Genomic DNA, 22,551 nt, shown 5'->3' with positions numbered 1-22,551 from the left:
AGCTTTTGTTTCTTTTTTATGGTTTTCAAAATGTCGATTTTGACGAAAATGACGAGGTGAAACTTAACGGAGTTAACGTTCAAAACATGAAAGGCAATTATGGAATCTTTGATTTCACACAATGAATGGAAGGGTATAGAGGAGTATTATCGCAGCCTAAATACTCTTAAATAATAATATTTATCATTAGCAATACTCTTAAGGGCCACTATGAAATTATCAGAAATTAAACCTGGCGATACGGTGACAATTCGTTTGTTAGATGGTCTTTCATCAGATATTAGAAAAAAGCTTATGGTAATGGGGCTACTTCCGAACACAGAAGTTAAGGTGATCAGACGCGCGCCGATGGGAGACCCGCTACAAGTTGAGGTACGCGGTGTATCTGTTGCGTTAAGAGAAACCATTGCTCAAAAAATTGAAGTGGAGCGAGTGTAATGCAGTATCAAGTTCTTACTGTAGGTAACCCAAACAGCGGTAAAACTACTCTTTTTAATGGTTTGACTGGTGCCAAACAGCAAGTCGGTAACTGGGCTGGCGTGACTGTTGAGAAAAAAACGGGTCAATTTAAGCACGCGGGTGATGAGTTTTTACTGACGGACTTGCCGGGCATTTACTCTCTGGATAGCGGTAACGATAGTAACAGTATCGATGAATCCATCGCTTCTCGTGCGGTGTTGACGCACCCAGCTGATTTGATCATCAACGTGATTGATGCCACCAGCTTAGAGCGCAGTCTATATATGACGCTGCAACTTCGTGAGCTTGGTCGTCCGATGGTTGTTGTTCTCAACAAAATGGATGCGTTAAAGCGTGAACGTCAGATGATCAACATTGCTGAGTTAGAAAAGACGCTAGGTTGCCCAGTGATCAGTTTGTCTGCCACTAATAAAGCACAAGTTGCTGAGTTTAAAGAAAAACTCCACAAAGCCATAGTTCAGGGTGTTGCGCTAAAAGACCGCTCTTTGAATTACGGCGATAAGATGGAAGCAGCGATCGAGCATATTTCTTCTCTATTTAACGATCAAACCGTTTCTCATCGTGCATTAGCGATCCGTGCTCTAGAAAAAGACACGATGGTTCTCAATAGCCTGTCCGATCTTGATAGAAGCAAAGTACTGGAAGCGATTGCGACTTTAGATTTGGATATTGATTTACACGTTGCGGATACCAAATACACACATCTGCACGAACAATGTAAAAAAGTTCGCCGCAGTGAAGGCAAACTCAGCCGCAGTGTTACCGAAAAACTTGATCAGTTTATTTTGAACAAGTGGGTGGGGATTCCATTCTTCTTTGTTGTGATGTACCTAATGTTTATGTTCTCGATTAACATTGGTAGTGCATTTATCGATTTCTTTGATATCGGCGTTGGCGCACTTTTGGTTGATGGCGGTCATCACCTATTGGATGGTCATTTGCCAGTTTGGCTTGTGACGGTTATTGCCGATGGTATTGGTGGCGGTATCCAAACGGTAGCGACCTTTATTCCTGTCATTGCGTGTTTGTATTTGTTCCTCGCTGTGCTTGAGAGTTCGGGTTACATGGCTCGCGCTGCGTTTGTACTCGATAAAGTGATGCAGAAAATCGGCTTGCCGGGTAAAGCGTTTGTGCCGTTGGTTCTTGGTTTTGGTTGTAACGTGCCGTCAATCATGGCAACACGCACTCTAGACCAAGAACGTGAGCGTAAGTTAGCGGCATCGATGGCGCCATTTATGTCATGTGGTGCTCGTTTACCTGTATATGCACTGTTTGCGGCGGCGTTCTTTCCTGGTTCTGGTCAAAACATTGTCTTTGCACTTTATCTATTAGGTATTGTGGCTGCGATCTTCACCGGTCTTTTCTTAAAGCACACTCTTTACCCTGGCAGCAGCGATAGCTTAGTCATGGAAATGCCAGACTACGAATTGCCAACATTGCAAAACGTCGTGATCAAAACTTGGCAAAAGCTTAAGCGCTTCGTACTGGGTGCAGGTAAAACCATCGTTGTGGTTGTTGCTATCCTAAGTTTCCTAAACTCGTTAGGTACAGATGGCAGCTTTGGTAATGAAGACAGTGAAAACTCTGTACTTTCTAAAGCGGCACAAGTGGTAACGCCAGTGTTTGCGCCAATTGGCATTCAAGAAGATAACTGGCCAGCAACGGTTGGTATTATTACCGGTATTTTCGCCAAAGAGGCGGTCGTTGGTACGCTAAACAGTTTGTACACGTCGCCAAGTGACGGTGAAGAAGCAGAGTTCGATCTGATGGGTAGCCTAAAAGATGCGGTAATGAGTATTCCTGAGAACCTTGCAGGCTTGAGTTACTCTGATCCATTAGGCATCGAGGTGGGTGATCTAACAGATTCAAATGCAGTTGCAGAAGAACAAGAAGTGGATGCGTCTATCTTCGGTAATATTAAGTCTCAGTTTGTTTCTGGTCATGCAGCATTTGCTTACTTGATCTTCATCTTGTTGTACACACCATGTGTTGCTGCGATGGGGGCGTATGTTCGTGAATTTGGCCATAACTTCGCACGTTTTATTGCGGTATGGACGATGGGTTTAGCTTACCTATGTGCAACGTTCTACAATCAGTTGACGCATTTCTCTGAAAGCCCAATTACCAGCGGTGTCTGGATGGCAATTATTGTTTCAATCTTCATCGGAACTTATCGCGTATTTAAACGTATTGGTAAAAAACAACATGGTACATTAGAGGCGCAAGTCGCATGATTTTAAATGAGCTTTATCAATATATTGCAGACAAAGGGACGGTCTCACAGTCTGAGCTGGCTAAGCAGTTTGGAATGAGTGAAGATGGTGCGGATGCAATGTTAAGCGTGTGGATCAAGAAGGGTAAAATTAGCCGCATGGTTGATACCAATAAAGCTCGAGATGTGATGCGTGTTCGTTATGCCGTGACAAAACAAGACGAGTTGTCACTCACTGTTACTATGTAGTGGTTCATCAACCAAAGTTTACAAATAATAAAGCCGCGTCATTTCTGATGCGGCTTTTTCGTTTCTAATCAATAGCATTGTCGCTGGCAAGCAAATCTCATAGCGGCTGAATATTAATTAAGCTTTATGGAAGATCGAGCTTAGCGACAATACATTTCCAATACGTTTGAGAATCTCATCTTGTTCTTTTTCGCTGCGAAACTCGCCGCTTGTGTTTCCCCAAATCGGCCCTGGCCATGCAACGTCGTCCTTAAAGCGTGCGATATGATGAATGTGTAGCTGCGGCACCATGTTACCAAGTGCGCCAAGATTCAACTTGTCAGGGCGGAAAGTCGCTTCGAGCGCTTGGCTTACCGCTTGTGATTCAAGTAAAAACTGTTGCTGCTCTTTCATCGGTAAGTGGTGCAATTCTTTTAAGTTGGCACGTTTAGGAACTAAGATGACCCACGGCACTGCATTATCTTTATGTAGAAGTGCAACGCAAAGAGGGAAGTGGCCGATTACTGTGGTGTCTTTTGCCAATTGAGGGTGCAGTTCAAAACTCATTGTGGATATCCGATTCATTTCAATTTGAATTAGTATACGTCAGATAAAACAAAAGGTTGACGCTTTCACGTCAACCTTTGCAATCATTCAGCTTGTGCGACTTAAGTTATCAACTTAAAAGCGGCTTACATGCGCTCTAGCGTTTCGATACCTAGTAGCGATAAACCTTGCTTGATGGTTTTCGCTGTTAGGGCTGCCAGTTTTAGACGGCTTTGCTTAACGGCTTCATCTTCTGCTACTAGAATTGGGCATGCTTCGTAGAAGCTTGAGAATTGACCCGCTAGTTCAAATAGGTAGCTACACATGATGTGCGGTTGGCCTTCACGAGCAACAGATTGAACGGCTTCTTCAAATTGTAGAAGTTTAGCGATAAGCGCTTTTTCTTTTTCGTCAGTGATTTGGATATCACCTTGAAGTTCATCCATCGCTACACCAGCTTTAGCAAAGATAGAGGCAACGCGAGTGTATGCGTATTGCATGTACGGCGCTGTGTTACCTTCAAACGCTAGCATATTGTCCCAATCGAACACGTAGTCAGTAGTGCGGTGTTTAGATAGGTCAGAATATTTAACCGCTGCCATCGCCACTGTTTTAGAGATCTTCTCTTTCTCTTCAGCATCTAGCTCTGGGTTCTTAGATTCGATCAACTGTGCAGCACGAACTTCGGCTTCATCAAGAAGGTCCGCCAAACGAACTGTACCGCCCGCACGAGTCTTGAATGGTTTACCGTCTTTACCAAGCATCATGCCGAAAGCGTGGTGCTCAAGAGATACTGACTCAGGTACGTAGCCCGCTTTACGAACGATAGTCCAAGCTTGCATTAGGTGCTGGTGCTGGCGAGAGTCGATGAAGTAAAGTACGCGGTCTGCGCCTAGCTCTTCGTAACGGTATTTCGCACATGCGATGTCCGTTGTTGTGTATAGGAAGCCGCCGTCGCGTTTCTGAACGATAACGCCCATCGCTTCGCCGTCTTTGTTCTTGAATTCTTCTAGAAATACAACTTGCGCGCCATCATCTTCAACCGCAAGACCTTGTGCTTTTAGGTCTGCTACGATCTTAGGTAGCATGTCGTTGTACATGCTTTCGCCCATTACGTCATCACGAGTTAGAGATACGTTTAGACGATCGTAGTTGCGTTGGTTTTGGATCATGGTTACGTCAACCAGCTTCTTCCACATTTCTGCGCAGAATTCATCGCCGCTTTGCAGTTTCACTACGTAGTTACGTGCTTTCACCGCGAATTCTTCATCTTCGTCGTACAGCTTTTTGGATTCACGGTAGAAGCCTTCAAGGTCCGCCAGTTCCATAGAAACTTCGCCAGACTCTTGTTGTACACGCTCAAGGTTTGCGATAAGCATACCGAACTGAGTACCCCAGTCGCCGATGTGGTTCGCGCGGATCACTTTGTGACCTAGAAACTCAAGCGTACGTACTACCGCATCACCGATGATGGTTGAACGTAGGTGACCAACGTGCATTTCTTTTGCAACGTTTGGTGCTGAGTAGTCAGCGACGATAGTTTGAGCTTCTTCAGCTGCAACGCCAAGGCGTGAGTCAGCCAGTGCTGCGTCAGCTTGTTTCGCTAGGAACTCTTCGCTTAGGAAAATGTTGATGAAACCAGGGCCAGCGATTTCTGTTTTGCTCGCAATACCATCTAGGTCTAGAACATCCAGTACTTTCTGTGCAAATTCTCGAGGGTTAGTACCCAGTTTTTTAGCAACGCCCATTACGCCGTTTGCTTGGTAGTCACCAAATTGTGGCTTTGCTGATTGACGAACAGCAGCAGGGCTTCCTGCAGGTGCGCCAGCGGCTTCTAGAGCCTGAGATACTTTGTCATTAATAAGTGCTTGGATATTCACACGCGTTTCCTTCAATTCAAGGACGAAGAACTCGGCAAAATAGGCGCCGAGTTCTGTTGGAGTTCACAAAAATGGGGCTAATGATAACAACTTTATTGCTTTTCATACAGAGAGGATTTGGGGAAATTTTTACTTTTTCGATTGAATGGAAATGTCACTTTGTTTGCGTTTACTATTGCGCTCAGAGTAAAGAGATAAATCGCCCCAAAAGAGAGCCACAATGACTATTCAACTTGTTGAAAAACGCCTTACGCCTGAACTAATGCTCCAAGACTTAGATGTCTTCATGGGCAAGATTGAAGAGCTTGCAACCCTGTTAAAACTGGATCTGAGCTTTGCTCAAGCTGACCATATTGCATTGCGTATTAATGACCCTGAAACGGCAAAAGCTGCGCATGAGGCATGGAATCAATACGGCAAGGTGATTTCACAAGCGAAAATCAACGGTCGTCCAATTATCGTCATCGAATTCGACACAGCACTCGAAAGCCGCGGTTGGAAGATTGAGTGTCTGGAATTGCCATACCCAGCCGAAGGGAAAACCTATCCAACCGAAAGTTGGGAGCACGTGGAGTTTGTGATCCCATCTCATGCGGAAACCGCAGACGAGTTTTTGGCGGACTTGAAACACACTTACCCAGCGTTTGGCGCGCGTTTTGATGAGTTAGAAGAATTGGGTGTGAAGATCAAACTATCGAGCCCGAAAGGGGAAGGTGAACGCTTGAACAACCCAACCGTGGCGTTTAAGTACCAAGGCATTTGTATCAAGCTACATCCGCATTCGCTCAAGCGTATAGTGGAGTCTGAGCAGGCTGAATAAGCAAGTTTTGAACGACTAGAAAGAAGAAAGGGTTGCAAATGAGGAACCCTTTCTTTCATTCAAATGCGATGAACTTAAAGAATCACCGTCTTATTCCCATAAACAAAAACGTGGTCGTTAATTACCTTATTCAGAGCTTTACTCAAAACATTCTTCTCAACATCGCGGCCTGCTTGAGCCATATCTTGTGCGCTGAATGTGTGATCGACTGGAATAACATCCTGCTTGATGATCGGGCCTTCATCTAGGTCGTTTGTCACGAAGTGGGCTGTTGCGCCAATAATTTTTACGCCACGGTCGTAAGCTTGCTGATAAGGCTTAGCACCGATGAAAGCAGGCAAGAAACTGTGGTGAATGTTGATGATCTTATGGCGGTATTTTTCAACAAACGTTGGCGTGAGAACGCGCATGTATTTCGCTAGCACCAAGTAATCTGCATCGTATTGATCGATCACCTCTAGCATCTTTTGCTCGTGTTCTTCACGGCTTAGATCTTCGTGCGTCACATAGTGGTAAGGGATATCAAAACGTTCAGTGAGGCCTTGCAACTTATCGTAGTTACCCACCACGGCGGCGATTTCTACATCTAAACTGCCATCGTAATTTTTCATCAGAATATCACCTAAACAGTGTGCTTCTTTCGTTACGAGAATCACGATGCGTTTACGGCGAGAGCCAATGAGAGTACGTTTTGCACCTTGCGGTAGAGCTTGGTCTAAATCGGCAAGAAACGTTTGGTCGTTGAAGTACCCCTCCAACTCCGTTCGCATGAAAAAGTGCCCACTGGTGTTATCAACAAATTCGTTATTATGAACGATGTTTAGCTGATGTTTGTAACAGATATTCGTAATTTTAGAGATCAAACCCGGTGCGTCAGAACAATGGGTCAACAGTGTTTTCTTTTCCATAAATCAGATACTTCCATGCATTATTTTCTAGCGTACGAAATATGTGTTTTCCCCAAAAGGGTCAACCGTACTGCAATGTGACTTCATAAATAATCTATTCTTGCCATGGTTTCAACAAATTATCAGTGTTGGGCCGTAAGCTGGCCATCTTACGGGCTGATGTCTCTCTCAAACGTCTGATATACTCACGACAATTTTTCTAACCAGATGCCAGGTATGATCGCAAAAACATTTTCCTCTGATGGCGCTTTAGGTAAAGCGATTCCGGGTTTTCAGGCTCGTCAGCCACAAATAGACATGGCTGAAGCCGTCAGTAGTGCGATCAAAGAACAAAGTCAGTTGGTGGTAGAGGCCGGAACTGGTACCGGTAAAACATTTGCTTATCTTGTCCCAGCGCTGTTGAGTGGCAAGAAAGTCATCATCAGTACTGGCTCGAAAAACTTGCAAGAGCAGTTGTACCATCGTGACCTACCGCTGATGGTCAATGCGCTCGGTTTTTATGGTCAAGTGGCGTTATTGAAAGGGCGTTCCAACTATTTATGTTTGGATCGCTTAAGTCGCCAGATGGTAGAAAGCCACACCAACGAATCCGACCCAACATTGTTGACCCAATTGGTGAAGGTGAGGTCTTGGTCCTCAGAGACAAAAACCGGTGACTTAGGTGATTGTGAAGATTTGCCTGAAGACAGCATGATCATCCCAACGATTACCTCGACAAACGATAACTGTTTGGGAAAAGAGTGTCCCAGTTATACCGATTGCTTTGTCTTGAAAGCTCGTAAACGTGCAATGGATTCTGACATCGTCGTGGTGAACCATCACTTGTTTCTCGCGGATTTAGCCATCAAAGAGACAGGTTTTGGTGAGTTGATCCCAGAAGCCGATGTCTTTATTTTTGACGAAGCTCATCAGCTACCAGACATTGCCAGTGAATATTTCGGACAATCGGTATCGAGTCGCCAAATTCATGATCTCGCCAAAGACATTGAAATCGCGTATCGCACCGAAGCAAAGGACATGCGTCAGCTGCAAAAAGTGGGGGATAAACTGCTTCAAAGCGCGATGGATATGCGCATCGTTTTGGGTGAGCCGGGTTTTCGTGGCAACTGGCGAGAAGCGATGCAGTCTGAATCCATTAAGCGCGAATTGGTTCGTTTAACTGACAGCCTAGATCTGGCGATTGATGTGCTCAAATTAGCACTTGGTCGCAGCCAATTGTTGGATACGGCTTTTGAGCGTGCGAACTTGATCAAAGGTCGAATCGATCGTGTGTGTGATGTTGACATCACCGGCTACTCTTACTGGTACGATACGTCACCGCGTCATTTTACTCTGCATATTACTCCGTTATCGGTGGCAGATAAGTTCCATGAACAAATTGAAATCAAGCAAGGTGCGTGGATCTTCACCTCAGCAACGCTTGCGGTTTCTGGTGACTTTAAGCACTTTACCGATCGTCTTGGCTTAAAACCTAAACAACAGTTTTCGCTGCCATCGCCATTTGATTATGAAAAGCAGGCTCGCCTTTGTGTGCCTCGTTATCTTCCTGAGCCAAACAGCCCAGGCTTAGCGGACAAATTGGTGAGAATGTTAGCGCCAGTCATTGAAGAAAATGACGGTCGTTGTTTCTTCTTATGTACTTCTCACAGCATGATGCGTGAGTTGGGAGAGAAGTTCCGTGAGGTGTTGGATCTTCCGGTTCTTATGCAAGGTGAAATGAGCAAGCAAAAGACTCTTGCAGAGTTTATGGAGCTGGGTAACGCTTTGCTTGTGGCGACGGGGGCATTTTGGGAAGGGATCGATGTTAGAGGTGACGCACTGAGCTGTGTTATCATCGATAAATTGCCGTTTACTGCCCCGGATGATCCGCTGCTAAAAGCCCGAATTGAAGATTGTCGATTGCGTGGTGGTGAGCCTTTTGCTGAAGTGCAAATCCCCGATGCGGTGATCACTTTAAAGCAGGGCGTAGGGCGTTTGATTCGAGATCAGAAAGATCATGGTGCATTGATCATTTGTGACAATCGCCTTGTCACCCGTGACTATGGCGGCACGTTCCTTGGAAGCTTGCCACCGATCCCAAGAACACGAGATTTAGAACGTATCAAAGCGTTTCTTAAAGCAGAATAATTAGTCGCAGCCTGTGCTGTGATGTAACCAAATAAAATAGAGTTTTAGAGAGTTAAATGAGCGCAAAAATTCTTGCTATCGATACCGCAACTGAAAACTGTTCAGTTGCACTACTGGTTAATGACCAAGTGATTTCACGCAGCGAAGTGGCACCTCGTGACCACACGAAAAAAGTGTTGCCAATGGTTGACGAAGTGCTGAAAGAAGCGGGTCTAACTCTACAAGACTTGGATGCACTAGCGTTTGGCCGTGGCCCTGGCAGCTTTACTGGTGTTCGTATCGGTATTGGCATCGCTCAAGGCCTAGCATTTGGAGCAGAACTGCCGATGATTGGCGTTTCAACATTGGCTGCGATGGCACAAGCAAGCTACCGCCTGCATGGTGCAACTGATGTCGCTGTAGCGATTGATGCGCGCATGAGCGAAGTTTACTGGGCACGTTATTCTCGCCAAGAAAACGGCGAATGGATGGGTGTTGATGAAGAATGTGTGATTCCACCAGCTCGTTTGGCGGAAGAAGCACAAGCTGACTCTAAAACGTGGACAACAGCTGGTACAGGTTGGTCTGCATATCAAGAAGAACTGGCGGGCCTGCCGTTTAACACTGCAGACAGTGAGGTATTGTACCCTGACTCACAAGACATTGTGATTTTAGCTAAGCAAGAACTAGAAAAAGGCAATACGGTTCCTGTTGAAGAATCTAGCCCGGTTTACCTGCGTGATAACGTGACTTGGAAGAAGCTTCCAGGCCGCGAATAATTAGGAAAAAAATAAAGACGGGGCGGTAGCCCTGTCTTTTTATGGAGCGTTATGGCGTCGATTAATGGTTTACCTCCTTCACTGATACCCGGTACCAACCGTACCAATAAAGTGGGTAAAAAAGGGCAGGTAAAGAAAGCTCAAAATAAGCAGTCCGTTGGTCAACCTTCAAAGGTGGCAAACGCAGTCGCGCATTCCATAAAACAAGTTGATGAGTCCCAAATTCATCGTGCTCAAGTACAATATGATTTGCCGGAAGGTAATGCTCGCAAAGCCATGGAGCAGTACATGGATGTCATGAATCGAGCAAAAAAAGAGGAACTGGCTCAACTACTGGGTGTCGATATCTATGTATGAATTTCCTCGAATTGGTATTAGTAGATTAAATGGTGGTTTATGAAGGTTTTTGGACGGTTGTTTTTGGTTTTGGTTGCCGCTTTAGGCTTGTCTGCATGCAGCTCTCTTCCTGAAGAGTTGAACGCTAGTACGGAGCAAGTCGTTACCGACTATAAGGCCTTTGCTGAGTCTCAAGGAGAGCTCACGAATGATGTTCGCCTTGGCGGTATCATTGCGAAAGTGGACAACTTCAAAGACAAAACACGCCTAGAGATCGTCAATCTACCTATCAATAAATCTGGCAAACCTGATATTGACCAAGAGCCTACGGGTCGTTTCGCCGTGTATTTTGATGGCTACTTAGAACCTGTTGCATTTAGCCAAGGCCGTTTGGTGACGATTGTGGGCAAAGGGGCCGGTGAAGAAGAAGGCAAAATCGGAGAGCATGAGTACGTGTTCCCATTAGTAAAAGGGCAGGGGTATCGCCTGTGGAAGATTGAAGAACGAGTGAGAATGTATGACTCTCCTACGTATTTCTATCCATGTTATTCCATCAACTGCCGCATGCTGCGTAATGATTTTCCACAAGATGGTAAAGTAATCAAACAGGTGAAATAAACCAGATGCATGAGCGCCGATTTACTCTCCCAACGGGAGAAATGGCTGCCCTTGAAATAGGTAATGAAAAAACGGCTGACTTGTCAGTCGTTTTTCTTCATGGGTGGCTAGATAATGCCGGAAGCTTCAAAGCGTTGATGGAGCAAATTCATCAATTGAACCCGAAGCTGCATTTGTTAGCTGTCGACCATTTTGGCCACGGCTTATCCAGTCACAAATCCCGCGACAATTATTACCCTTTTCATGATTACATTGCCGATATGTATCAGTTATTGGACGAATTATCGCCAAACAGACTCATGTTAGTGGGGCATTCTCTTGGTGCTTTAATCGCAAGTTGCTATAGTGCAGCGTTTCCTGAACAGGTCGAAGCATTAGTGCAGATTGAAGGTACGGGCCCTTTAACGGAATCTCCTTCAAATAGTTTACAGCGTCTTCGCAATGGTGTGTTAAGTCGAATCCGACAGCAAAACAAACCAGAGCGTGCGTTGGCATCTTTCGATCTGGCGTTAAAATTGCGCATGCAAGCCAACCAATTGAGTGCTGATCAGCTTTTGCCCATTGTGGAGCGAGGGACTGAGTATCGCGACAATAAATGGTACTGGCGACATGATGCCAAGTTAAAGTGTGATTCACTTTACCGCATGGCTCGCGAGCATGCGAATTCGATCACCAGTCAAATACGTTGTCCTCATCTGATCGTATTAGGCGATCAAGGATTTCAGCATTTACCATCTAACCAAGTTGATTGGGGAGAGAATCCACCGCAAGTGGTTTCTGTCGCAGGTGGTCATCACTGCCATTTAGAGCAAATACTCGAAGTCGCAAAGCGAATTCTTGGTGTAGTTAACAAAATTTAAACAAGTGTTTGAGAGTTGCGTGCTCAAGCACGTTCGCTGTGCTGTAATAGCCCTCAAAATAAAAAGGACGCTATTTTTTAGCCAGTTATAAACGAGGAGTAACATCGTGGATAAACCATGGCTTTCACGTTATCCAAGTGACGTACCTGAAACCATCAATCCAGAGCAATATGAGTCTTTGGTAGAAATGTTCGAGCAGTCTGTACAAAAGTATGCAGACCAGCCAGCATTCATGAACATGGGCTCGGTAATGACCTTCCGCAAGTTGGAAGAGCGTAGCCGCGCATTTGCCGCTTACCTGCAAAACGAACTGAAATTGCAAAAGGGTGACCGTGTTGCTCTGATGATGCCAAACCTACTGCAATACCCAGTAGCGTTGTTTGGTATTTTGCGTGCAGGCTGTATCGCTGTAAACGTAAACCCTCTCTACACTCCTCGTGAACTTGAACACCAATTGAACGACTCTGGTGCCACGACGATTGTGATTGTGTCTAACTTTGCCAATACACTAGAGCAAATCGTAGATAACACACCTGTGAAACACGTGGTGCTAACTAGCCTTGGCCAAATGCTGCCACGTGCGAAAGGTACGATTGTCGATTTCGTGGTGAAATACGTAAAAGGTATGGTTCCTAAGTACGATCTACCGGGCGCAATTTCAATGCGTAAAGCGCTGCGCAAAGGTCGTCGTCTGCAATACGTGAAGCCGTTTATGTCTGGTGATGATATTGCATTTCTGCAATACACTGGTGGTACTACGGGTGTCGCAAAAGGTGCAATCCTAACGCATCGCAACATGATTGCGAACGTGCTTCAGGCGAAAGGGGCTTACGGTCCAGTGCTTTCTCCAGGTCGTGAATTAGTGGTAACCGCATTGCCGCTTTACCACGTGTTTGCACTGACAGTGAACTGTTTGCTGTTTATCGAAATGGGTGGTCGTAACTTACTGATTACCAACCCGCGTGATATTCCTGGCTTTGTAAAAGAGCTGCAAAAGTACCAATTCACAGCGATCACAGGTGTGAATACCTTATTCAATGCGCTAGTGAACAATGAAGATTTCCATGAGTTGGACTTCAGTAATCTTCGCTTGGCTGTTGGTGGTGGTATGGCAGTTCAACGTGCTGTTGCTGAGAAATGGCTGAAGACCACAGGCTGCTACCTGCTTGAAGGTTATGGACTTACTGAGTGTTCACCGTTAGTTGCGGCTTACCCGCATGACCTGGTTGAGTACAACGGTTCTATCGGTCTGCCAGTTCCTTCGACAGAAGTTCGTATGGTTGATGAAGAAGGCAATGTACTGCCAAATACTGGTACAGGTGAGCTACAAGTTCGCGGCCCTCAAGTAATGCAAGGTTACTGGCAACGTCCGGAAGCAACCAAAGACACCATTAACGAAGACGGTTGGCTATCAACGGGTGACATCGTTAAGTTTGATGATGAAGGCTTCCTGCATATTGTTGACCGTAAGAAAGACATGATATTGGTTTCTGGCTTCAACGTTTACCCGAATGAAATCGAAGACGTTGTCGCTCTGCACGGCAAAGTGCTTGAAGTGGCTGCTATTGGTCAACCGCATGAAGTGTCTGGTGAGTTGGTGAAGATCTACGTTGTAAAACGTGACCCGAGCTTAACCAAAGAAGAAGTGATTGCACACTGTCGTCAGCATCTAACGGGCTACAAGGTTCCAAAACTGGTTGAGTTTCGTGAAGACTTACCGAAGACCAACGTAGGTAAGATCTTACGTCGTGTACTTCGTGAAGAGAACGACGCAGAACTGGCAAAGAAAAGCGCGTAAGCCGATTTCGTTGAGTCGCCAGAATTAAAAAATGATAGAATGCCAGCGTTTTGCTGGCATTTTTTATAGCGAGAAGCATGTGAATTATCAGATTATTACTAAAAACAAAGACCTAGAAAAAGTTTGTGCTCAAGCAAGAGACGCAGATGTCGTAATGCTGGATACCGAGTTCGTACGTATCAGGACTTTTTATCCGCAACTAGGTTTGATTCAGCTTTTCGACGGCAAGCACTTGTCCCTTATCGATCCGACAGAATTAACTGACATGACATCTTTCATCGAACTATTGAAAGATGCATCGGTACTTAAAGTGCTTCACGCCTGTGGCGAAGATTTAGAAGTATTCCAAAATGCATTTGGTTGTACGCCATTTCCAATGGTCGATACACAGTTAATGGCGGCGTTTCTTGGCCACGGGCTGTCAACAGGTTTTGCAACGCTGGTGGAAGAATACTTAGGTGTTGCGTTGGACAAGAGTGAATCTCGCACCGACTGGATGGCTCGCCCTCTCACGCAAAAGCAACTTGATTATGCAGCGGCAGACGTTCACTACTTGTTGCCACTTTACGAAAAATTGCTCGATAAAGTCACTGAAGCTGGTTGGTGGGAAGCGGTGCAGCAAGAGAGCGACTTGTTGGTTTCCAAACGCATTCGCGAAACCAACGAAGAAAATGCGTACCTTGATATTAAAGGAGCGTGGCAACTTAAACCGTCAGAGTTAGCTGTGTTAAAGCCGCTAGCGACTTGGCGTTATCGTGAAGCAATCAAGCGCGACTTGGCACTAAACTTCATTTTCAAAGAAGGTGATTTGCTAACGGTTGCTCGTTTAGGTTTAACAAGCTTTAAAAAGATGGAAGCGGAAGGGATGGATAGCCGCGCGGTCAATCGTCACGGTACTAAAATTGCGGCCATCGTGAAAAAGGCTAAGCAAACGCCACCAGAAGAATACCCAGCTAAAATTGATCGCCTGATGGATTACCCTGGCTATAAGCAAGTTTTCAAAAACATGAAAGATGTCGTGAAAAGTGCTGCGCAAAAATCAGGGTTAGCGACCGAGTTTTTAGCATCGAAAAAGCAGATTAACCAGCTCATCAGTTGGGTGTGGAAGAAGGATCGTGATCCTGCTCGCTTGCCTGATGTTATGCAAGGTTGGCGTCTAGAGTTATTGGGCGAAAAAATGAATAAGGCGTTGAAATAAGTGCAAACTAAAAAGGTTGACCAAATGGTCAACCTTTTTTTGACACGTACATTGTTGTGCGCCGCATATTGCGTTGAGAATAAAGCCTTACTTTTCGTCGTCAGGCAGTTTCACGTTGAGCTCAAGTACAGAAATGTCGTCATCCTTATGCTCAAAGGTTAAATCAACCATGTTCGGGTCAATGTCTACGTATTTACTGATCACCTTCAGAATGTCTTCTTTAAGCTGAGGTAAGTACGAAGGCGCAGGGTCATTTTGGCTGCGGCGTTCAGCCACGATGATTTGTAAGCGCTCTTTCGCCAGACTTGCAGACGTTTTTTTCTGCGGGCGGAAAAATTCTAATAATGACATGTCTAGCCTCCGAACAGTCGTTTAAAGAGTCCTTTCTTCTCCTCAGTAAGGAAACGAAATTCAACTTGATTGCCTAGTAAGCGATCAACAGTGTCAGAGTACGCCATGCCCGCATCGGTGTTTTCGTCGAATGTGACCGGCACACCTTTGTTTGATGCGTTAAGTACCGCTTGGCTTTCAGGAATCACGCCCAATAGTGGGATGTGTAGGATTTCTTCTACGTCTTCCACACTCAACATTTCACCTTGGTTTACACGCGTAGGGTTGTAACGTGTCAGTAGAAGGTGTTGCTTCACTGGCTCTAGCCCTTGCTCAGCGCGTAGAGACTTAGAATCTAGGATACCTAGAATGCGGTCTGAGTCGCGTACTGAAGATACTTCAGGGTTAGTCGTTACAATCGCTTCATCTGCGTAGTACAACGCCATGAGCGCGCCTTGCTCGATACCTGCTGGTGAGTCACAGATGATGAAATCAAAGCCCATTTCATCTAGCTCAGTGAAAACTCGTTGCACGCCGTCTTTCGTTAGCGCATCTTTGTCACGAGTTTGGGATGCTGGAAGAATGAAAAGATTATCTGTGCGCTTATCTTTGATTAGTGCTTGGTTTAATGTCGCTTCGCCGTTAATGACGTTCACAAAGTCATAAACTACACGGCGCTCACAACCCATGATTAGGTCGAGGTTACGCAAGCCGATATCGAAATCGATCACCGCGGTCTTATTCCCTTTCAGAGCAAGACCAGAGGCGATGGCTGCGCTTGAAGTGGTTTTACCAACGCCACCTTTACCAGACGTTACTACAATAATGCGTGCCATTTTTTTTCCTTTTTAGACTAAATCGCGAGTACTTCTAAATGTAATGATTCTTCGGCTTTACTGATCATCACTTTCTTTTGCCAGTACTCACTCTCAATTTGATCGCTTAACCAGTAATCGCCCGCAATGGAGACCAGTTCAGCTTGTAAATCGTGGCAAATAATACGCGCTTCCTGCTGACCACTTGCGCCTGCAATAGCACGGCCGCGCAAGGTGCCATGAATATGAATAGAGCCATCTGCAATCACTTCTGCGCCAGCGCTTACGTGCGCCAGTACGACTAAATCACCGTCTTTTGCGTAAATTTGCTGACCAGAACGAACTGGCGTACGCACAACTTTAGTCGGTGCCATTTTCGCTGGAGCTTGGCTAGGTGATTTACTTGCAGACATGATGGCGAAGCCAGCTTCTGAGGCAAGGTTTTGTACACGTTTGTCTTTACTGCCCGTTATACCGACTGGAATAAACCCAGCATCTGCGATGCCTTGTTTAAGCGCAGGGAAATCAATGTCGCCTTGTACTTTTGCTATATTGATTACCAAAGGCGCGGATGCGAAGAAAGAAGGTGCTTGAGAAACTTTTTCTTGCAAAAATTCGACAGTATTTGCGATCTCATTGTCAGAAAGGTGTAAAACTGACAAAGTAAAACTGCTACCTTTAAGGTCTGGTGAATGGGTCATCGTGGACTTCTTGCCTCTGTTGAAAGAGCGTTGCCTTAAACTAGGTCTGTCATGTTATATTTCATCCTTTGACGCAGCAAGTTCTCTAGCAGGCAAATAGGCGAATTAATCTCAAATTTGCAATTAAGTTTGCGAGAATTTTACGTTTTCAACTCAATCCGCATTCAAAGCGGGTAAATCAGCATAAAAGGCGTGTCATGCTTTGTTCTATTTATAAAAGCTCGAAAAAAGAAGGTACTTATCTCTATATCCCGAAAAAGGATGATTTTTCACAGGTTCCTGACACCTTAATGCAGATGTTCGGTAAGCCTATTCCTGTCATGACGATTAAACTTGATGGTCGTAAATTGGCACAAGTAGATATCGAAAAAGTGAAGGCTTCATTACAAAATGATGGCTTCTTTCTGCAGGTTCCTCCACCGCCGGAAAACCTATTAGAAAAGTACAAAGAACAAAAAGCTCAGCAAAAGAACGAACAGTAACTCGGTTTCTTTCTGAGACTTCTGCCTTGCTCAAGGAGGGCAATATGAAAAAAATACTGGCTACAATGCTTAGCGTTGGCGTATGTACCTCAGCCTTTGCAAGTAGCGAGGGTTTTGAAGAATACTTAGATAAATTGCGTGCAGAAGCGCGTAACCAAGGTATCTCAGAGCAGGTAATCAGTGCCGCTTTCGCAAATGTTGAATACAAGCCGAGAGCAGTAACAGCAGACCGCAACCAACCAGAGAAAAAACTGACGTTGGATGAATACATTCCTCGTGCAGTCCCTGAGTGGAAAGTAAAGCAAGCCAAAGCACTATACAAAGAGCACTATGCGGAGCTTAAGCGCATAGGCGATCAATACGGCGTGCAACCTCGCTTTATTGTTGCGCTCTGGGGTGTAGAAAGTAACTTTGGCAAGTTTACAGGTAACTTCCGCGTAATTGATGCGTTGTCAACGATGGCATTTGAAGGTCGTCGTGAAGAATTTTTCCGCAAAGAGACCATGGCGGCGCTGCAAATCCTTGATCAAGGCCATATCGAGCTAGATAATTTTAAAGGTTCTTGGGCTGGTGCTATGGGACAGTGTCAATTTATGCCAAGCTCTTTCCTACGTTTTGCCGCCGATGGTAACGGAGACGGAAAAAAAGACATCTGGCAATCAAAAGCGGATGTGTTTGCATCTACTGCTAACTACTTGAGCGAGTCTGGCTGGGACGATAAGTTTACTTGGGGGCGCCAAGTGAAAGTGCCGAAAGGGATTGATCGTAGCCTAGAAGGACGCGGGGCAGAAAAAGGCAAATATCTTCAGGAATGGAGTAAACTTGGCATCACGAAGTACGATGGCAGTCCGTTACCTAAATTGAATGAAGATATCCAAGCATGGCTTATCATGCCTGACGATGAAAACGGTCGTACTTATCTGGTTTACAATAACTATAACGTACTGATGAAGTGGAACCGCTCTTACTACTTCGCGCTTGCCGTCAGCCATCTTGCTGATCGCATTTCATTCTAGTTCGTTAGTAAATACTGTTTTATAAGGGCTCTTCGGAGCCCTTTGTTTTTCCCACATTCTTATCGAGGTACTGCGTGTTATCTGAACGTGCTGCGCAAATGGTGATCTTTTCTGCATTGATCAAACATAAAAACTTTACTGCGGCGGCGAAAAGCCTTGGAGTGTCAGTATCTCACGTCAGCAAACAGCTTAGTCAGTTAGAGGAATCTCTTGGTATCAAGCTTGTTCAACGCACCACGCGTAGTTTTACGCCTACCGAAGCGGGAAAAACGTTTTATCATCATTGTGAACAAGTGGTGCAGGCGGTGAGTAGTGCGACGTTAGAAATGGAAAGCCAAAGGGATGAAGTGGCTGGGCTGGTTCGCCTCGGGTTATCTCAATCATTTGGAACGCTGCACATCATTCCTGCGATTCAAGAGCTGCGTGAGTTGTATCCACAGCTTCAAGTGGAAGTGCATTTGTTTGACTACAAGGTCGATATGCTGGCGGAAGGGCTCGATCTGTGGGTAACAAACAATGAGCACCTACCAGAGGGCTACATTGCGCAGCGTTTGACGGACTGCCAGTTTGTGGTGGCAGCATCGCCGGATTATTTGCTTAAGTATGATACTCCGACTGAACCGAACGACTTGTCTTTGCACAACTGCTTGATCTATCGCAGTTGGGAGCGTGATTACACAGGATGGGCATTTACCAAGGGACAACAAGAGCTCAACGTAAAAGTCTCCGGCAATTACTCTGTCGATTTAGCAGAAGCCGTACGTGACGCCGCGATTGCTGGATGGGGGATTGCGTATCTCGCAACGTACTTGCTTGGTGATGAGTTCAGAACGGGTAAGTTGATTCAACTATTGCCAGACTGGAAAGCGAGCCAATCGATGCCATTTTATGCGGTGTACCCAAGTCGTCAGCACATGCCGAAAAAAATATCAGCCGTTATCAACTTTATTAAACAGAAAATTGGCAACCCGTGTCACTGGGATCAGCGCCTCGCACCTTACATCTCTATTCCCAAGTAGATTCATTAATAACGTTCAAGAGGTGTTTGTAGTCGATTTTCTCTAAGCAAAACATTTTTCGACTATTCAGTGGTTGCATAAGGTGATTTGTCTCACAAAATTTTTCCAAATCTAGAAACATCTTTTCCATATGGAAACAATAAAAGCAGGCAAACGTTTATCTATAATAAATTCAATTAGTTATTTTTGTGGTTAATTATTGTTCGCTTGAACTTTTCACACTGTTAACATCCTCAACTTGCGCCATTTTGAGTCCGCTATACAATCCGGTGCCTTCCATATCCCCCTTCTGTCGGATTCATTTTATGAACTCAATTATTGGTATCGTAGCCATACTATTCGTAGCATGGCTACTTTCTACAAATAGAAAAAATATAAAGCTGAGAACGGTGGCGTTTGCGTTTGCTTTACAGGTGCTGTTTGCATTGTTGGTTTTATATGTACCAGCAGGACGAGATGCGCTGAATTCAGTAAGCAGCGTCGTGTCGAATTTGATCAACTACGGTCAAGAAGGCATCGCGTTTTTATTTGGTAATTTGGCGACAGGGGGCTTCACCTTTGCGATCAATGTACTGGGTATCATCGTTTTCTTCTCCTCTCTTATCTCCGGTCTTTATCACATTGGTGTGATGCCAAAAGTTATCAACTTCATTGGTGGTGGTATTCAAAAGCTTCTTGGCATTGGTCGTGCTGAGTCTTTGTCTGCAACGGCGAACATTTTTGTCGGCACTATCGAAGCGCCACTTATGGTGAAACCCTACCTAAAGCACATGACTGATTCGCAGTTCTTTGCGGTAATGACAGGTGGTTTGGCATCAGTAGCTGGTGGTACGTTGGTAGGTTATGCCTCGTTGGGTGTTGATCTTAACTACCTTATCGCTGCTGCCTTTATGTCTGCGCCCGCAGGCTTGTTGATGGCGAAAATTCTCATGCCAGAAGATGTGAACAAAGCACCAGATATCGACATTAGCCAAGTGGAAATTCCACGCGCAACTAACGTGGTTGAAGCGTTAGCCGATGGCGCAATGGCGGGTGTTCGTATCGCTGTGTCTGTAGGTGGTACGTTGTTAGCGTTCATCAGCGTAATCGCGTTGCTGAACGGGATGCTAGGTTGGGTTGGAGACCTTATTGGTACGCCACTAAGCTTTGAGCTTATCTTAGGCTACGTATTTGCACCTGTCGCATGGTTGTTAGGTGTGCCATGGGAAGAGGCGATTACGGCGGGCTCGCTTATCGGTAACAAGATCGTGGTGAACGAGTTTGTTGCTTTCATCCAACTAGCAGAAGTGAAATCTCAGCTAAGTGCTCACTCTCAAGCTATCGTGACTTTCGCACTGTGTGGTTTTGCAAACATCTCTAGTATGGCAATGCTGATCGGCGGATTGGGTTCCTTGGTACCAGAGAAGCGTGCATTTGTTTCTAAGCATGGTTTCCGCGCGATTATTGCCGGCGTTATGGCGAACTTGATGAGTGCTTCTATTGCGGGTGTGATTTTAAGTCTGTAATTGAAATAGATATCTAAAATTAGCAAAAAGGCTCCTTGCGGAGCCTTTTTCGTATCTCAAGATTGATGTTATTGTTCAGTATGGAACTGCTCGCAAGCCAACATCGTGTTCTCAATCAAGCTTGCTACGGTCATTGGGCCAACACCACCAGGAACCGGAGTAATGAAACTCGCGCTTTCGCGTGCTTTGTCGTATTCCACATCGCCCACTAGCTTGCCTGAATCAAGACGGTTAATGCCTACATCGACAACCACTGCGCCTTTTTTAATCCACTCGCCAGGGATGAAGTTTGGCTTACCTACCGCGACCACAACAACGTCAGCTTGACGTACGTGGCTTTCTAGATCTTTGGTAAAACGGTGACATGTCGTTGTTGTACAACCAGCAAGCAGCAGCTCAAGCGTCATTGGACGACCAACAATGTTTGATGCGCCAACCACAACTGCATGTTTACCACGAAGCTCGATGTTGTAACGGTCGAGTAGGGTAATGATGCCTTTAGGCGTACAAGAGCGAAGCTTAGGAATACGCTGCGCAAGACGACCAACGTTGTAAGGGTGGAAGCCATCCACGTCTTTTTCTGGATGAATACGTTCTAGAACGTGTGTGGTATCAATACCAGCAGGAAGTGGCAACTGAACTAAAATGCCGTCAATTTCGTTGTCGTTGTTCAACTCATTGATAAGAGCAAGCAGCTCCTCTTCAGATGTTGAAGCCGGAAGGTCAAACGACTTGGATACAAAGCCAACTTCTTCACAAGCGCGGCGTTTGCTGCCCACGTAAACTTGAGATGCTGGGTCTTCACCCACTAGAACAACTGCTAGGCCAGGAGCGCGTAAACCTGCTGCGACGCGAGCTTTAACACGTGCTGCAACTTCAGATCGAACAGTTTGGGAAATGAGAGTTCCGTCTATATTTTGAGCAGTCATGACTTTCCTTATAAATTAAGAAGGCAAATTATCTGCGGCGCATTGTCGCAGAAATTCTAATTAACATCCATACGCAAACGTTTGCCTTGTGGTGTTTTTGAACATTAAGCGTTTTGATGGACTTTTTTTAAGCATTCAGATCAGAATGTTATGAAAACCCGTTGATTTACCCGTTTGAACTCGTATAATCCTGTCCCTGTAGCGCGCCCTTAGCTCAGCTGGATAGAGCACGTCCCTTCTAAGGATGTGGTCATTGGTTCGAATCCAATAGGGCGTGCCATTTATTCTAAAAGCCCCGATAACTCTTTGAGTTGTCGGGGCTTTGTCGATCTTGTCTTAAACTTATTAACTTAGCTCTCTTACACTAGCTTTATTTTTGATGCTCCAATTCATGAAAAAACTAATTTTTACTGCATTGATTGTTACTCTTTTAAGTGGATGTGTTACACGCAAAGTTCGTGTTTTACCCCAAGCAACAAATATCACCCCAATTACTGATATTGCAATTAAAAACCTTAATTGCAGAATGGTTGACTCTTACACGATCGAGGATGTTCATCCAAACAATGTGGATCGTATGCTTAAGAATCAAACTTACGCTTCTGGCGGAAACCGATACCATATTGCAACCGTTTTAGATACTAGCCGTGGACGCCCATCTAGTGTTGTTGCAGAGCTTTATGATTGTCAGGTTGCCAACATCAGCTCAGAAGCTGAGAAAGTTAAACTACTACCGGGTGCAAATGAAGTTCAACCCATCTCGTTTGCTGAAGTCGAAAACAATGAATGCAAAGTGATTGGAAACAAAGTTGTATCAGAAAGCCAGAAGGGCTCTCTTTTTGATGAGTTGTCTAACCAAGTCTACATGGCGGGTGGCAATCGATATCATGTGACTAATATTATTGAGTCTGAAGGACAAACTCCAACATCTGTTTCTGCTGATATCTATCGTTGTAAGCATCGTTCAGTTGCCTTCAACTAACAA

The 22,551-nt window shown here is 45.1% G+C and carries 23 protein-coding genes and 1 tRNA gene; 17 read left to right on the top strand and 7 right to left on the bottom strand.

Annotation, left to right across the window (positions count from 1 at the left end):
- The first annotated feature begins 210 nt into the window (after positions 1–210).
- Genes UF05_RS02240 through UF05_RS02230 form a run of 3 tightly spaced genes read left to right on the top strand, consistent with a single transcriptional unit; the run spans position 211 to position 2,941 of the window.
- Entirely contained in the window at positions 211–438 is a 228-nt protein-coding gene (locus UF05_RS02240) for a FeoA family protein (protein ID WP_005455496.1), read from the top strand.
- The gene (gene feoB, locus UF05_RS02235) at positions 438–2,714 is read left to right on the top strand and encodes a Fe(2+) transporter permease subunit FeoB (protein ID WP_045546190.1); all 2,277 of its coding nucleotides are present in this window, start codon (positions 438–440) and stop codon (positions 2,712–2,714) included. Before UF05_RS02240 ends, feoB begins: the two co-directional genes overlap by 1 nt.
- Positions 2,711–2,941: a FeoC-like transcriptional regulator gene (locus UF05_RS02230; RefSeq protein ID WP_045546189.1), complete on the top strand. Its 231-nt coding sequence runs from the start codon at positions 2,711–2,713 to the stop codon at positions 2,939–2,941. Before feoB ends, UF05_RS02230 begins: the two co-directional genes overlap by 4 nt.
- Before the next feature lie 117 nt (positions 2,942–3,058).
- Here the strand turns inward: UF05_RS02230 and UF05_RS02225 are convergent, their stop codons facing one another.
- A complete protein-coding gene (locus UF05_RS02225; RefSeq protein ID WP_021449627.1) occupies positions 3,059–3,487 on the bottom strand; it encodes an HIT family protein in 429 nt (142 codons plus the stop codon).
- A 125-nt stretch (positions 3,488–3,612) separates the two neighbouring features.
- Positions 3,613–5,346 carry an arginine--tRNA ligase gene (argS, locus tag UF05_RS02220; RefSeq protein ID WP_005455463.1) on the bottom strand — a complete coding sequence of 578 codons (1,734 nt, stop codon included), beginning with the start codon at positions 5,344–5,346 and terminating at the stop codon, positions 3,613–3,615.
- 220 nt (positions 5,347–5,566) lie between these two features.
- Between argS and UF05_RS02215 the strand changes: the two genes are divergently transcribed.
- Positions 5,567–6,166 carry a VOC family protein gene (locus UF05_RS02215; protein ID WP_023624131.1) on the top strand — a complete coding sequence of 200 codons (600 nt, stop codon included), beginning with the start codon at positions 5,567–5,569 and terminating at the stop codon, positions 6,164–6,166.
- A 74-nt stretch (positions 6,167–6,240) separates the two neighbouring features.
- Here the strand turns inward: UF05_RS02215 and purU are convergent, their stop codons facing one another.
- Complete coding sequence (gene purU, locus UF05_RS02210; RefSeq protein WP_005478783.1) at positions 6,241–7,074, bottom strand: formyltetrahydrofolate deformylase; 834 nt, start codon at positions 7,072–7,074, stop codon at positions 6,241–6,243.
- A 216-nt stretch (positions 7,075–7,290) separates the two neighbouring features.
- Between purU and UF05_RS02205 the strand changes: the two genes are divergently transcribed.
- From UF05_RS02205 to rnd, 7 genes are all read left to right on the top strand, one after another.
- Positions 7,291–9,201, top strand: coding sequence for an ATP-dependent DNA helicase (locus tag UF05_RS02205; RefSeq protein ID WP_017448734.1), 1,911 nt, complete (start codon positions 7,291–7,293; stop codon positions 9,199–9,201).
- A 56-nt stretch (positions 9,202–9,257) separates the two neighbouring features.
- Positions 9,258–9,959 (top strand): tRNA (adenosine(37)-N6)-threonylcarbamoyltransferase complex dimerization subunit type 1 TsaB, encoded by a 702-nt coding sequence (tsaB, locus tag UF05_RS02200; RefSeq protein WP_015296403.1) that lies wholly within the window; start codon positions 9,258–9,260, stop codon positions 9,957–9,959.
- 51 nt (positions 9,960–10,010) lie between these two features.
- The gene (locus tag UF05_RS02195) at positions 10,011–10,316 is read left to right on the top strand and encodes a hypothetical protein (protein WP_005478797.1); all 306 of its coding nucleotides are present in this window, start codon (positions 10,011–10,013) and stop codon (positions 10,314–10,316) included.
- A 39-nt stretch (positions 10,317–10,355) separates the two neighbouring features.
- Positions 10,356–10,913: a Slp family lipoprotein gene (locus UF05_RS02190; RefSeq protein ID WP_005478780.1), complete on the top strand. Its 558-nt coding sequence runs from the start codon at positions 10,356–10,358 to the stop codon at positions 10,911–10,913.
- 5 nt (positions 10,914–10,918) lie between these two features.
- The gene (locus UF05_RS02185; protein WP_005478778.1) at positions 10,919–11,773 is read left to right on the top strand and encodes an alpha/beta fold hydrolase; all 855 of its coding nucleotides are present in this window, start codon (positions 10,919–10,921) and stop codon (positions 11,771–11,773) included.
- Positions 11,774–11,879: 106 nt separating this feature from the next.
- Positions 11,880–13,571: a long-chain-fatty-acid--CoA ligase FadD gene (gene fadD / locus UF05_RS02180; protein WP_005455511.1), complete on the top strand. Its 1,692-nt coding sequence runs from the start codon at positions 11,880–11,882 to the stop codon at positions 13,569–13,571.
- A gap of 79 nt (positions 13,572–13,650) precedes the next feature.
- Positions 13,651–14,769 carry a ribonuclease D gene (gene rnd, locus UF05_RS02175; RefSeq protein ID WP_031791944.1) on the top strand — a complete coding sequence of 373 codons (1,119 nt, stop codon included), beginning with the start codon at positions 13,651–13,653 and terminating at the stop codon, positions 14,767–14,769.
- 87 nt (positions 14,770–14,856) lie between these two features.
- Here rnd and minE read toward each other — a convergent pair whose 3' ends face one another.
- The 3 genes from minE to minC are packed head-to-tail and all read right to left on the bottom strand — an operon-like array spanning position 14,857 to position 16,615.
- Complete coding sequence (gene minE / locus UF05_RS02170; protein WP_005458079.1) at positions 14,857–15,120, bottom strand: cell division topological specificity factor MinE; 264 nt, start codon at positions 15,118–15,120, stop codon at positions 14,857–14,859.
- 2 nt (positions 15,121–15,122) lie between these two features.
- Positions 15,123–15,935, bottom strand: a complete 813-nt coding sequence (minD, locus tag UF05_RS02165) for a septum site-determining protein MinD (protein WP_005458081.1) — start codon at positions 15,933–15,935, stop codon at positions 15,123–15,125.
- Positions 15,936–15,952: 17 nt separating this feature from the next.
- Entirely contained in the window at positions 15,953–16,615 is a 663-nt protein-coding gene (gene minC / locus UF05_RS02160; RefSeq protein WP_011105734.1) for a septum site-determining protein MinC, read from the bottom strand.
- Positions 16,616–16,812: 197 nt separating this feature from the next.
- Between minC and UF05_RS02155 the strand changes: the two genes are divergently transcribed.
- The 4 genes from UF05_RS02155 to UF05_RS02140 all read left to right on the top strand — a co-directional run bounded on the left by UF05_RS02155 (position 16,813) and on the right by UF05_RS02140 (position 20,637).
- The gene (locus UF05_RS02155) at positions 16,813–17,097 is read left to right on the top strand and encodes a YcgL domain-containing protein (RefSeq protein WP_005460544.1); all 285 of its coding nucleotides are present in this window, start codon (positions 16,813–16,815) and stop codon (positions 17,095–17,097) included.
- Positions 17,098–17,141: 44 nt separating this feature from the next.
- The gene (locus UF05_RS02150; protein ID WP_025555610.1) at positions 17,142–18,113 is read left to right on the top strand and encodes a lytic murein transglycosylase; all 972 of its coding nucleotides are present in this window, start codon (positions 17,142–17,144) and stop codon (positions 18,111–18,113) included.
- Positions 18,114–18,187: 74 nt separating this feature from the next.
- Positions 18,188–19,132, top strand: coding sequence for a LysR family transcriptional regulator (locus UF05_RS02145; RefSeq protein ID WP_005460577.1), 945 nt, complete (start codon positions 18,188–18,190; stop codon positions 19,130–19,132).
- A 305-nt stretch (positions 19,133–19,437) separates the two neighbouring features.
- Positions 19,438–20,637 (top strand): NupC/NupG family nucleoside CNT transporter, encoded by a 1,200-nt coding sequence (locus UF05_RS02140; protein WP_005479028.1) that lies wholly within the window; start codon positions 19,438–19,440, stop codon positions 20,635–20,637.
- 68 nt (positions 20,638–20,705) lie between these two features.
- On the opposite strand, the gene folD is transcribed toward UF05_RS02140, so the two are convergent.
- Positions 20,706–21,566, bottom strand: coding sequence for a bifunctional methylenetetrahydrofolate dehydrogenase/methenyltetrahydrofolate cyclohydrolase FolD (folD, locus tag UF05_RS02135; RefSeq protein WP_045546188.1), 861 nt, complete (start codon positions 21,564–21,566; stop codon positions 20,706–20,708).
- Positions 21,567–21,769: 203 nt separating this feature from the next.
- Here folD and UF05_RS02130 point away from each other — a divergent pair.
- Both UF05_RS02130 and UF05_RS02125 read left to right on the top strand, forming a co-directional pair.
- Positions 21,770–21,846: transfer RNA gene (locus UF05_RS02130), tRNA-Arg, on the top strand.
- A 111-nt stretch (positions 21,847–21,957) separates the two neighbouring features.
- On the top strand, positions 21,958–22,548 hold the full coding sequence (locus tag UF05_RS02125) for a membrane lipoprotein lipid attachment site-containing protein (protein WP_023624128.1): 591 nt from the start codon (positions 21,958–21,960) through the stop codon (positions 22,546–22,548).
- Positions 22,549–22,551: the final 3 nt, after the last annotated feature.

The organism is Vibrio sp. S457-15, assembly GCF_000960545.1.
Lineage (GTDB): Bacteria > Pseudomonadota > Gammaproteobacteria > Enterobacterales > Vibrionaceae > Vibrio > Vibrio parahaemolyticus.
Note: the sequence above shows the minus strand (reverse complement) of the source record. Positions and strands in the feature narration are given on the sequence as shown.